Annotated in this window: 12 protein-coding genes; 3 read left to right on the top strand and 9 right to left on the bottom strand. The window is 50.1% G+C overall.

What is annotated here, in order from left to right:
* Positions 1-86 precede the first annotated feature (86 nt).
* Together AAC076_RS06990 and AAC076_RS06985 are read right to left on the bottom strand one after the other, a co-directional pair.
* A complete protein-coding gene (locus tag AAC076_RS06990; protein WP_339843913.1) occupies positions 87-500 on the bottom strand; it encodes a YidB family protein in 414 nt (137 codons plus the stop codon).
* 2 nt (positions 501-502) lie between these two features.
* The gene (locus tag AAC076_RS06985; RefSeq protein ID WP_339843912.1) at positions 503-760 is read right to left on the bottom strand and encodes a hypothetical protein; all 258 of its coding nucleotides are present in this window, start codon (positions 758-760) and stop codon (positions 503-505) included.
* A 331-nt stretch (positions 761-1,091) separates the two neighbouring features.
* Here AAC076_RS06985 and AAC076_RS06980 point away from each other — a divergent pair, with 331 nt between their 5' ends.
* Positions 1,092-2,882: a diguanylate cyclase gene (locus AAC076_RS06980; RefSeq protein ID WP_339843910.1), complete on the top strand. Its 1,791-nt coding sequence runs from the start codon at positions 1,092-1,094 to the stop codon at positions 2,880-2,882.
* A gap of 382 nt (positions 2,883-3,264) precedes the next feature.
* Here the strand turns inward: AAC076_RS06980 and AAC076_RS06975 are convergent, their stop codons facing one another.
* Positions 3,265-3,717, bottom strand: a complete 453-nt coding sequence (locus tag AAC076_RS06975) for a DUF302 domain-containing protein (RefSeq protein WP_339843909.1) — start codon at positions 3,715-3,717, stop codon at positions 3,265-3,267.
* Positions 3,718-3,819: 102 nt separating this feature from the next.
* Here AAC076_RS06975 and AAC076_RS06970 point away from each other — a divergent pair, with 102 nt between their 5' ends.
* Both AAC076_RS06970 and AAC076_RS06965 read left to right on the top strand, forming a co-directional pair.
* Positions 3,820-4,008: a hypothetical protein gene (locus tag AAC076_RS06970; RefSeq protein WP_339843908.1), complete on the top strand. Its 189-nt coding sequence runs from the start codon at positions 3,820-3,822 to the stop codon at positions 4,006-4,008.
* A complete protein-coding gene (locus tag AAC076_RS06965) occupies positions 3,975-5,741 on the top strand; it encodes a hypothetical protein (protein ID WP_339843907.1) in 1,767 nt (588 codons plus the stop codon). The genes AAC076_RS06970 and AAC076_RS06965 overlap by 34 nt, the downstream gene beginning before the upstream one ends.
* 107 nt (positions 5,742-5,848) lie before the next feature.
* On the opposite strand, the gene AAC076_RS06960 is transcribed toward AAC076_RS06965, so the two are convergent.
* The 6 genes from AAC076_RS06960 to AAC076_RS06935 all read right to left on the bottom strand — a co-directional run bounded on the left by AAC076_RS06960 (position 5,849) and on the right by AAC076_RS06935 (position 11,923).
* Positions 5,849-6,418 carry a hypothetical protein gene (locus tag AAC076_RS06960; protein ID WP_339843906.1) on the bottom strand — a complete coding sequence of 190 codons (570 nt, stop codon included), beginning with the start codon at positions 6,416-6,418 and terminating at the stop codon, positions 5,849-5,851.
* Positions 6,419-6,560: 142 nt separating this feature from the next.
* Positions 6,561-7,247: a hypothetical protein gene (locus AAC076_RS06955; RefSeq protein WP_339843904.1), complete on the bottom strand. Its 687-nt coding sequence runs from the start codon at positions 7,245-7,247 to the stop codon at positions 6,561-6,563.
* Positions 7,248-7,278: 31 nt separating this feature from the next.
* Positions 7,279-8,331 (bottom strand): hypothetical protein, encoded by a 1,053-nt coding sequence (locus AAC076_RS06950; RefSeq protein WP_339843903.1) that lies wholly within the window; start codon positions 8,329-8,331, stop codon positions 7,279-7,281.
* A gap of 103 nt (positions 8,332-8,434) precedes the next feature.
* Positions 8,435-9,451 carry a PIN domain-containing protein gene (locus tag AAC076_RS06945; RefSeq protein WP_339843902.1) on the bottom strand — a complete coding sequence of 339 codons (1,017 nt, stop codon included), beginning with the start codon at positions 9,449-9,451 and terminating at the stop codon, positions 8,435-8,437.
* A 48-nt stretch (positions 9,452-9,499) separates the two neighbouring features.
* Positions 9,500-10,375 carry a J domain-containing protein gene (locus tag AAC076_RS06940; RefSeq protein ID WP_339843900.1) on the bottom strand — a complete coding sequence of 292 codons (876 nt, stop codon included), beginning with the start codon at positions 10,373-10,375 and terminating at the stop codon, positions 9,500-9,502.
* Between the two features lie 447 nt (positions 10,376-10,822).
* Positions 10,823-11,923, bottom strand: coding sequence for a TRAP transporter substrate-binding protein (locus tag AAC076_RS06935; RefSeq protein WP_339843898.1), 1,101 nt, complete (start codon positions 11,921-11,923; stop codon positions 10,823-10,825).
* Positions 11,924-11,963 lie beyond the last annotated feature (40 nt).

Genomic DNA, 11,963 nt, shown 5'->3' with positions numbered 1-11,963 from the left:
ACTCTGCAGGCTACTGATAAAGGCTTCCAACTCGGCAATGGATCTTTCCATCTCCCTGATCAGCTACGCGACATCCGTCGGATCAATCAGGAGAGGAATTTACCCAGAACACTGGCAGCCGCTCCACCGAGAAAGGATCCGCCAGCGCTGTTTTTATCGATCACGCCAGGGATAACATCGGCCAGACCTTGCGCGGCTGTATCCGTATTCAGACCCAGCTGAGAGGCAAAACCGGCCACGTTCGATTTACCCAGCACACTCATGATCTGGCTAGCCGAAATTGCCTGATTACCGCCATCACCCAACCAGCTGGCAGCCATTGATGCCAAGCCCCCACCCTGCTGGGTAAACATGCTGACAAGCTGCGTAAGATTCAATTCACCGCCTGCGGTGGGTAACAGCTTTTGCATGGCGCCGATAACGCTATTGAGATCCAGCGAGCCGCCCTGAGAACCCATATCTTTCAGAAACAACTCGGCAAGAGTTTTTATCAGACTCATGACTATCCCTCTTGGCCAAGAATGGCTAACTCGGCATCAAAGTACGCTGCCGCTTTATCGGTGAATTCAAAGTTTTTGCGAATATAGTGCAAGGTCGACAATTCGGTCTCGGTTACCGCCACACCGTCCTGTGCAGACTCGATCAATATCTTGGCTTCATCCGCCGAGATCTTTCCTTCACCACGACCAGTAGTGTGGAGCTTTGCAAGATCCAGGAGCTCTTTCTCATATTTCACGCCGTCAATTTGAACGTAGGCCATATAGTCTTCCTCAAGCTGATTGAAAGTAGCGAAGCACCAACACTAACAATCAGAGCTGGCTGGCAAACTATAAAGCAGAAAGTTCAAGTGAGGGAACAGGCCAGGCCCACCCTTGAGAGAGTGATTCTTGACAACATAATATTGGCGCATGTAAACAACCACTGCGCTAGCAAACGACGCTGCACCAAGGATAAGGTCTTGGCGATGTGATCGACTGTCTGGCTCCAGTAACAACTAAAGACAGCAATGACGTGCAACGTCGGTGCTTTATTTCTAGACTAGGCAAAAGCTTGCTCATCCAACAAGACCTAAAAAACCGATGCAGCTAACCGTGACTCGTCTTATTAATACTGTCGTTCTGACGCTTGTGGTTTTGGCGGTACTCGGTCTGTCTGCACAGGCTACGAACGCCGCAGATACCATCGAGATCACCGCAGTAGAATACCTGCTCGCTCCAGGTTCCGAGTCTTTCACTGCAGTAACTGAGCCGCCTTTTGCGCCCCTCTGGCAGACCTCTGATCAACCTACCCTCCACATGGGCTATCGACCCGAAGGCGCATGGGTGCGTTTTCATATAACCAACCATGCAACAGATGAGGTCAAAAGGCTGCTGCTAGTGGACTGGAGCTACACCCAGATCGAAGCCAGGATTCTGAACACCGCTCGCGATGAATGGTCTTCCAGCGTCCATACCGGTGACGGCGTTGCACCCCACAGGCGCGACGTCAACAGCCCGATTCAAGTCTTGCCGTTGAGCCTGCCTCCTGGTGAAGCGGAGTTATACCTGCGGCTTGAGACCAACGCGCCCATGCTCCTGCCATTCCGCCTGCTTGCCCCCTCGGAACTGCCGAAGGCAGAGCGCGACAACAATCTGCTGATGAGCGCCTTCTTTGGCGCCCTGCTAGTGATGATGTTGTATAACGCGTCACTGTTCATTTTTACCCGGGACACGGCCTATCTTTTTTATTGTGCCTATGTGCTGAGCGGCGCCTTTTACGTCGCCAGCGTGTTCAGCTTTGGGCCTTATTTTCTGTGGTGGGATTCCCCCTGGCTGGTTTCGCGGGCCACGGTACTATCGGTAAGTATCGGCTTCTTCGGCGCCGCCTTGTTTGAACGCCAGTTTCTCGAACTCCGTCGCCAAGGTGGCTGGCTGCTGCATTTGAGCCATGTCGTGCTGGGCTATTGGTTATTTGCTGCCCTGGTCTCTGCCTTCGCCCCCCAGGCTATCGGCTATGTGCATATTGAGCACGGCGGTTCGCTCACCTGCGTTGCAGCCATCGTTATTGCGGTTGCATGTTGGCGGCGCGGCAGTATTTCCGCCGGCTACTTTCTCGTGGCCTGGACCGGACTGGTCGGCGCTACCCTGGGTATAACTCTGGCAATGGCCGGGATAATACCCATGACCAACTCAATCCGCTCCACACAGCTGGCGGGGTTCATCCTCGAGTTTCTGCTGCTGTCTATCGCGCTGGCTGAACGTATCAACCGGGAAAAAGCCTCCCGCTTGCAGGCGCAGGACGCCTTACTGCTCATGCAAGAAGAGAACACAGCGCTATTGGAATCCAGCGTTGCCTCACGCACCCGACAACTCGAGCAGGCCAACCTGGAACTCAAGCGGCTGAGTAACACCGACTCTCTGACGGGGTTGAGCAACAGGCGCGGATTTGAAGAGCAGGTCTGTGCAGCCATCAAACAAGGTCGCACCAATGGTGTACCGGTTGCTTTTCTGATGCTGGATGTCGATCACTTCAAGCACATCAACGACAAATTCGGCCACGGAGTCGGTGACGAATGCCTGGCAGTTATAGGTCAGACGCTAAGCGAGTACAGCCGCCGTGACACCGAGTACGCTGCACGCATTGGTGGCGAAGAATTTGCCGCCGTGTTCTACAGCATGCCAGCCGTCAACGCCGCTGCTGTGGCCGAACAGATTCGCTCCGCCATCGCCGAGCTGGAAATCAGACTTCCCGACGGCAGCCTTAACTTTACCGTCAGCATTGGCGTTGCTGCCTGGATACCCACAGAACAGGACAGCAACCTGACCTACGCCAACGCCGCAGACGAAGCCTTGTATCAAGCAAAGGCGAATGGCCGCAACCAGGTATGCCTGTCGGGCGGCTAGCAGGCGAGCCAAGCAAATAGCAGCTCTTTGTTCCCGGTAACACCGAAGGATCAGACACCCCTTTTGCAATTCAAGAAGATATCTGACCCCAGCGATTGCACTTAATATGTCGAATTAGGAGAATTCTCGGGGTTTATTTCGCCATAAACCTCATCAGGGTCGACGTCATTCATCAACAGCATTTCCCTCACTGTTTCAACGTGATCCAGGACTTTTTGGTAGCGATCACCGTACTCAAATTTTGTGACTTCGATTGATTTTGGCATGTAAGTAAACGCGATTTTCAATGCGTTCAAAGCGGACTCACTCAATTTCTCACTCATTCTGGTACTCGCTCCCTAATAGTCTGTATTCATAACGGTTGAGCTAAAGGCATCATTGGCTAAGGTGCGACAGCCGCAGCGGCAAACCCAGCCAGGGCCTTATGAAGATTCTCGGCCACCGAGCATTCCGGCACACCGTGGCGCTCTGCCAAATACTCAGGATCGTTGTAGCCCAACCAAACCTGCGATGATGCATCCTCCCACACCAACGCCTTCAATGGCAGGTCGATTCCTACCGACTGCGCACACTCCATGAATGGTGTACCGCCCTGGGGATTGCCGAAGATGAGCACTTCAGTCGGGCGAAGCGCCTTGCCGATTTTTGCGGCCCCGGCGGCGTGATCTATACGAGCGAAGACGTTCAATCCCTTGTCTTTGATGATCACCTCGAACCTGTCCATGGTCGCCTTTGCACTGTGTGGGCTCTTGACTGCAATAAGGCCCGCTGCGGCGTAGGCGTGGGAAAAGGCGGCAAGGAGAATTAGCGTGACAACAACCTTGATAGTTTTCATGGATACTTCCTATGAGCTGATCGAACGGTGGTGGTTAACATGACTGTTCATCTGACCTAGATTACTTCAATTACTTATATTCGTCTGACTACGGCATGGCTATTGATTCCCCGTATTGAAGAGCCTGAATCTTTAGATAAGCAGCGCATTTCAGCAATTGGCTCAGGCGCATCAATGACGCTGACCCCGTTGGTTCCTGAAGCTTCCCGCACATTTGAAATGCAACAGCAAAACGCTATCATCAAGGTTGCTCAGCCATGCAAGGCGATTCATTCCAGGGAGGAATCGTGAACCACCATCCGATCAGACTCATCTTTGCCACATTAGCAGTGGCGCTCATTGGCGGATGCGCCACTACCTCCAACGACTGGCACGGCGACTTTGTGCAAAGTATCAACGAGGACGGGAGCAACCCCTACATCAGGGACCCGGTCATGCAGGACCTGGAAAGCCGCATCCGCGACATCACCCGCGCCAAACCCCAGATCGAACCGCCCTTCAACAGTACTTTCGATCCCCGCAACCAGGCGATACTGAACAACTTTCGAAGTGAATACGATCAGGCAGCCCTGCTGCGCGACATCGACCTTGCGCGGGCCGGATTCCCTGCGGCGGTGGCGGCGTATTACCCCGCAATAGGAAACCAGACTGATTGCCGCATCACCGATCACAGTGCCCATTTCAGGAATCTGAACACTGAACCCACACGTTTCACCTGGCAATTTGTGCGCGGCAGCTGCGCCAATGGGTTGGCACAGGGCATAGCCGAGGCTAAAGCGGCGCAGTCAGGCGCGCGTTTTGTTGGCCGCTTTCAACAGGGGGTCATGACGGAAGGCATCTTCACCATGCTGCGTGAAGACGGCACACGAGTTATCCAGATAGGAGGCATCCCCAGCGATACCCACACCGCACGCCTGCTGAGTAGCCAATTGCATACCAACGGCTACCAGAACTACTACTACGGCGACTTCAATGACCAGGGCCAACCTGATGGCTTCGGTATGCGCCTGTCGAAGCACACACAAAGCATGGTGGTGAAATATGTAGGGCATTTTTCACAGGGTGAAATGAACGGATTTGCCGCCAGACAAAAACTGTTTGACTATGAAGGGGGTCGCTTCTACGCGGTGTGGATCGGTCATTATCAGAACGGCCTACTTAACGGTGCAGGCGCCTGGACCAACGGCCTGGACAAACTGGTCGTCGGCCAATGGAAAGGCGGCAAGCAACACGGTATTGCTTTTGAGGAGTCCGTGTTCCACTTCGGTGATTACTCCCACGACTTTATCGCTGGCCGTTATGTGGAAGGAAAAAAGCAGGGCTGGTTCAATGTGCGCACTAGAGGTCTGATTGGCGACGGCACGGAATATCGCGACCAGTACGACAACGGTCGCTGGGTGGCCGACGACCGGGAAAATATTGACATCGACTTCGGACAAGTAACCGCGCTCGTCGCAGGTGCGACCGTCATCGGCTCTGCTGATGTAGACGGGGCTTCCAAAGCAGCTATTGGCGGAGCCTTCATCACAGATGTCATGACGGACGGCAGTACCGGCCAGATGCGCAGCTTGCAGGGCAGCTATGACGCCGAGCTGGAACGCAGCAGAGCCAAGGCAAACGCTAGCACCCCTGCCCCAGCAGCAAGCACCACCCCCACAGCCTCATCAGGCGCTGCGACCAAAGGTGCCCCAACAAAACAACCACCAGACGGAACAGGCAACGCCCAGACCCAGCCCAAGACAACCACACAAATCTCTACACCGCCATCTCCTGAAATTGATTTCGCATGTACTTTTTATTCTAAAAAGCAGTGTGATGAGTACATAATGGATGATAAAGGACAAATAGATGATATGAAAACACTGTGTTTCCAGTCATTTGGTAATGTAGAAGCATCATGTAAGCGGGACGCTCCAAGTTGCTCCTATAGGACTTCTTGGGGTTCAAAGATTTCTTACGCCTACTATTCAGACAATTTTTACTTTAAACAGTCATGTATAGATGGTGGAGGAGAGCTGCGTTAAGACAGCCATACCCAAGCATAATCAATGAAAAAATAACTGAGTAATTGGGGGAGATGAACATTAATCGAAAATGTTCATATGACCCCAATAAGGCTTGCTGACGCCGACTATTGCGCTGCGGGGACTAAAATCATACTGCGATCGACAAAGCCTAAGCGATAGCTCGTCGTATTGCCTTCACTGATCTCAACAAAAGTTTCTGCTAATGCGGCTCCGCAGTTCTGGTTCGGATTCGCACGCACCAAATACCGCCCAGGGTTTAGGTGGAGCTCAAGCTTCTGGCCCACATCAATACGCGCAATATCTTCACCGTCGAGCGACATCCCAGGCTTACAAGCAGCACCCCGCATACCCGTATCGCGCTGGATAACCAACAGCCCTGTATTGTCACCCGGCACCCGATAATTTTGCGTTCTCCACGTTGACGGCGGAACCGTCAACCCGCTATCGCCTTGCACGGGAACCGTGGCGCCGACGCACCCGGACAAAAAAGCGAAGCTAAAAACGATGGCCAATATTTTCATTTTGAGTTCTCCATACTCGAGAGGCAAAAGGCAAGACCTGACCCCAGCTTTCGCATTTAGCTTTTCCCAATCCAGAACAAAAAACTGGCCAATACTCAGCGCTGCGTAAGTCCCAAGGAAAATCCAAATAAAGAAATCTAGTAAAAAAGACATCAAATAAGAGCCTAGAGCGAAAAATGGGGTCAGATTAAAATGAAATCATCTGAGCCTGACTAATTTTGAATTAATGCTCATCTGACCCCAATTACTTCGCGTCCCAGTGAGCGAAGCGAACGGTTTGAACCAATTGTTATGCTCAAAGCACGCCGAGACTCAAGGCTTTATTCATTTCACTAGGTTTTTTTGCACCTTTTAATACTTTTTGATTATTTTCCACTGTGCAGTAAATAATGTTTACGGCAAGGTTGCCTACGATATAAGCGCAAGAGCAGAACACCGAGACGCCGTTTATGTTGACTGCCTTGATCGGAGTTAAGCCAGCGTATTTGTGTTTTAGTTGAGCTGAAACATTCAAGAAGGATATGTAAACATTTGGGTGTTCTGTTTCATTAAGTATTGCTTGAGAGAGGCTTTCCAGATTTATTGGCACGCCATCTGAAATTACTCTGCAGCCAAAATGCTTTACAAAGAAAAGCTGCACCAGCTTCATGTCCCGAGCAATCGAGCCTGGGAATACTTTGTCGAGTTTTACTTCACCACTTTTCGATATTGTTCTTAGGTTATCCTGAAGATAGCTCGATAGCTTGCTCCAAGCTTTATCATGGGCGCTCGTTCTTTGGTTGTTACATTTGGCGCATAGGCGCGCTGCCGATTTAAGCTTGCTTGATGCTTTAATACTACCAATAGAAAGATTCTTCCTAGCTTCTGAGTTCTGGTAGATTGGTTTTTGTTGCGACACAGTCCCGAAATAGGATTTTAGATCAGAAGCTTTAATCAGATGCTCGCCTGTTGTCCCAGGTTGTCCACAAATCCAGCATTCCATCCAGAGTATCTCTTTGTGCATAACGCCGCATTCAGCGGCTTGTCCGCTGCAATGCTTTGTTAGGCGATGTCTGACGATATACTAATATTGGGTGAACCAACACTCTCGGGTATCGGCAGGTCCTTACCATTGCTTCGATGCCATCAAATCCTCTAAACATACCTCGAAACCCGCTTTCTACACTTTCATAGTCTTCGAGCTCTTCTTTTTCAAACTCTTGAAGTGGCGCAAAACCCTCTTCCTCATCAGAAGGAACAGATGTGATGATGCCAAGCATCGTAAACTCTTCTGTAGGAAACGAACCATAAGTGAAGTGGAAGGCAGTAGAGTCTGAAACGGTAAAGTTGGAAGCTTCTAGGTGACCAAAAACATGCTCATCATTTTCTTCATGGAAAGGATAAACGCGTATGTTTGTAATGTTCGGTAGAAATGCATCAATCCATGTTCCCATACCATCCAAGATCCACTGTGGAACCGCGTCTACGGCCGTTGACGTGGTTAGCAATGTATCAAGTCCTGTTCTCAGTTCCTTTGCCTGTTTCTTTGCTTTTGCCTTTGCATTTCTATCTCCGCTAACATTCTCAAGCTCTTTGATTTGCTGCTCGATTTTCTGAATTTCTGGGGTATCTCTCAACGAATCTGCATGACTTCTGTTTATCAGTTTTATAATTTCAGGAAAATCTTGACCGATTTTTTTAATCCTTTCATAGTCTTCGATGACTATCCTTCCTGTGCATTTAATGCATAAGGCATTTTTAAGTGTGGTTCTTAGCTCTATGTCTTTTAATGTCTTGCCCTCATCAAAGTTAGCTAAGTCCAACAGGTATCCCGAAGTAGATAGCTCTGCTTCAAGTTCCTGTAATAGAGCGTGGTAAGGCTTGATAGTAGTTTTATCTTGCTCCCTATCTTGAGTTGTTCCACCAGCATCATGTTTAAACACTTTGAAATCGTAGTTTCTTTTATTGTCTGAAGTAGATCCTTTTTCCGATTGAGTTTCACGCAACTCAACGACGCCACCAGTCAGTTGACTATACAGCGAGATAACCTTATCCAAATCTACATAAAGATAATCAAATAAATTCAAAGTATATTCCTTGTACTATTTTCGCCTAACGCCCGCAGCACGGGCAAAATTGCGGCGCAGCGGAAATTTTGTCCCAGTGGCTGCGATTGTTAGCCATATACACTCAATATCTCCGTGGCATCCTGTTAAGATGAATCTCTGACTCATTAACCTCAACCATGCTAACTGAGGATACCGAGCCGGATGCTGGATCAATTATTAGCTTCGCGGTTCCGCCAATAGTATTTGATTGCGAAACCCAATCGCTGTATGACTCCGTGTAGCCTTCGCTTGGATCGACAACTTCTTCCCACTTAATCTTGTGCTCAGAGTCAAATTCGGCTTGAAAAACAATTGTGCACTCATTGTTTCCAAGCCCGACAATAGTTGTCTCAATTATATTCGGACTCCCAATTACACTCTCCTCCTCCTCAAAGCCTTCGTCGTAGATATATGTGCTAAATTCATTGATCTGCTCGTAGACCGCATCTTCCAATATCTCCAAGCTGCCTGAAAGGATTTCCCTTAGCTCTTCGAGCTTAGCCTCTCCAACCAGCAAAAGCTCTGTTAGCTGAGCAAGAGATTGGAAGTAAAGTAGCGATGAATAATGCTCGCAGGCTCTTTTTAGGTCCTGATCTGCAGACACTACGGCAACACATATTCCATTTTGTTCTGCATATAGTGAGACTATTTCAATCGCAAATGCATCCGGAAATTCTTTTCTTTTCTTGCCTTCTCCAAATGGAGCCCTAACAGAGTCGTACCAAGACATTACCTTCGGTATCGAAACACCATCATAACCTAGCTTTTCCACCTGAAACTGCTTAAGGAATTCGGCCCACTCAGCTTGCGCAACCTGACTTACCTCCCACTGGGCCCATGATGGCTGCTTAGTCGGGAAATACTTCCACTTTGCTAGGAAAGGTGCCTTACGGCGCGCATCGTCTAGTGCCTTTAAGGCGTCTGCAGACCTTTCTTTAATCTGCCTTGCTATTTCTCTCGAAGTTGGATCTGGTAAGAGAAGCTTCAGATCTGCTTTTTTAGCTACAGGAACAAACGATGTCAGTACCGCTGACGCAAAGTTATATTGTTGTCCAGTAAATACACTTGTATCCAGAAATGCGGCTTTTGGTATTGACATAAAATTTACCTGTGAAAGGTATGGCTAACGCCGCCAGAAGCGGTGAGTTTACGAGTCCGACATGCTGGCCTTTTTAGCCGATACAATTTGGTACACTGTAGAAATTGAGCCAGAATTACGGCTTGTTATTGCTTTTCTTTTTAGTGCTCTTTCTAAGATAACCTCGGCGGTTGCATGTGCAAGCGGCGAATCAATTCGGCTCGAACTACTGAAAAGAACGAAAGGTGCAGATCGATACCTTCCATGTCGAAACATAATGAATTCGACAAAGTCTTCAAGAGTGAAGGTTTCTCTGTCTAAGCTACTAATGAAGCTAGTAAAAAGCCTGTTTTGAACTGATTCGGTCTTCAAGCTTTCCCGACGCTCTTTAGTCAGCTCTTCTCTTCTCCAGGTAATAACCCAAAACCCCACAGCAAAAATCAGCATGTTGAGCCAAGCTATATTTGCGGTCATACTGTCGAAATTAATGAATTTACTTAGAACTGGGTGTTCTTTCACTGTGTTTGGAAACATCCAAATTGCTGAAATACCTACAGTTAAAGCTGTTAACGCAATTCTTGGAGTTTTAAGCCTTGACCTATAGCTTTCGATGCTTCGATTTATTTCAGAGGATAGTAAAGTATCTTTACTTGAGACAATGTTCTGTGCTGTCACCATCGCAGTTACAGCCTTCGTCAAGTCTGTTACCGCAGAAATCGTTACTAACTCAGAATTGTTTTTGCTAATACTGTCAATGTAGGAAATGGCTTCATCGAGTTCATGATATTTGCTCTCGCTATATTCATCATAAAAGCTCCCTCCATTCTTATCAGGATGATACTCTGCTTGAATTGATCTTAGCTTCGACCTCAACTCATCCATTGATTCTTCTTCAATACCAAATTGATCTTTAATCATTTTAACTGAGGAAAAATGAGCACTCATATCTATCCTTTGTACGGCTAACAGTGATCAGACCGCGTTCTGCGGTATTCATTAATCCCGACTTCCGCATAACATCGCCACCCATCCAGCACCCAAGCGTTGAGCCACGCAAAATCAATAAGTTACTAGTCCATCCCGCCCCAGCCCCGTATTCGCTTGAATTCGGTATAAGCCCATTACGACAGAAACGCGACAAAGCTCCGCCCCACCGGCCAGCTATGCAGGCAATGTTTGAAAGCGCGAGATAAGCACTGGAATTTGAATACATCATGACTATCCCTCTCCCTGGTCCCCTAACGCTCAAAGCGCTGTCTCCGTTGCAGAGCACAAATAGGTCTGGCATCCATGCCTGCTGTTCAATCAATACTGCTCCGGTTTAATGCAGATTGCCAGTACCGGAAAGTAACGAGAGTGACGCTCATCCGTAAAGGATGAGCACAGGGGTGGTCAGCTACGCAGAGCGTACATCGCCTGTTCACTGATGGCGTGGTAGGCCCAGACCTTTTCGCGGAAGGCTTCCATCGAGTCCCATACCTGGCGGTTGAGGGGATCGGCGTTGGCGGTGTCTTCGAGTACTTGTTTGGACAGTTCGCGTAGGCGGTCGAGCACTTCATCCGGTAAGCGGCGCAGGTCGACGTTGTGTTCGTTGACCAGGGTGTTGAGGGCGTCGGCATTGCGGCGGGTGTACTCGTCGAGCATGGTCTGGTTGGTGGCGCGGGCGGCTTCGCGGACGATGCCTTGCAAGTCTGCGGGTAATTGCGCAAAGGCTTCCTGGTTGATGCTCAGCTCGAGCACGGCGCAGGGCTCCTGCCAGCCTGGGTAGTAATAGTACTTGGCGGCCTGGTGCAAGCCGAAAGCCAGGTCGTTGTAGGGGCTGACCCAATCGGTGGCGTCGATCACGTTGTTCTGCAGGGCGCTGAATATTTCGCTACCGGGCAGGTTGACCGTCGTGGCGCCGGCGCGGGAGAGCACTTCGCCGCCAAAGCCGGGCATGCGGATCTTCAGGCCGCGCAGGTCTTCCAGGCTATTGATTTCCTTGTTGAACCAGCCGGCCATTTGCACGCCGGTGTTGCCACAGGGCAAGGGCAGTATGCCCATGCTGGCGTAGGCCTGTTGCCACAGCTCCAACCCGCCGCCCTCATACAGCCAGGCGTTCATTTCCTGGGCGTTCATGCCGAAGGGGACGGCAGTAAAGAAAGGCGCTGAGGGACTCTTGCCCTTCCAGTAGTAGGCGGCGCTGTGGCCGAGTTCGGCGGTGCCGCTGGAGACGGCATCGAACACTTCCAGTGCGGGTACCAGTTCACCTGCGGCGAACACCTGCACCGTGAGGCGGCCATTGGACATGGCGCTTACCGTTTCGGCAAAGTGCTCGGCGGTGGTGCCCAGGCCGGGGAAGTTCTTGGGCCAGGAGGTGACCATCTTCCACTTGAAGCGTTGTTCGGGTGTGGCTGATTGCTCGGCTTTAGTGGCGGTCTGATCCGAGCATCCGGTAAGGGCAACGGCGCCCAGGCCGAGACCGGCGGCGGTAAGAAGTTGGCGGCGTTTCATTGGTCAGGTTCTCTTTTTATTGGTGATGGCTGTGTGGGGC

The sequence above is a fragment of the uncultured Halopseudomonas sp. genome (assembly GCF_963977355.1).
Lineage (GTDB): Bacteria > Pseudomonadota > Gammaproteobacteria > Pseudomonadales > Pseudomonadaceae > Halopseudomonas.
This window is presented reverse-complemented; position numbering and strand designations above follow the sequence as displayed.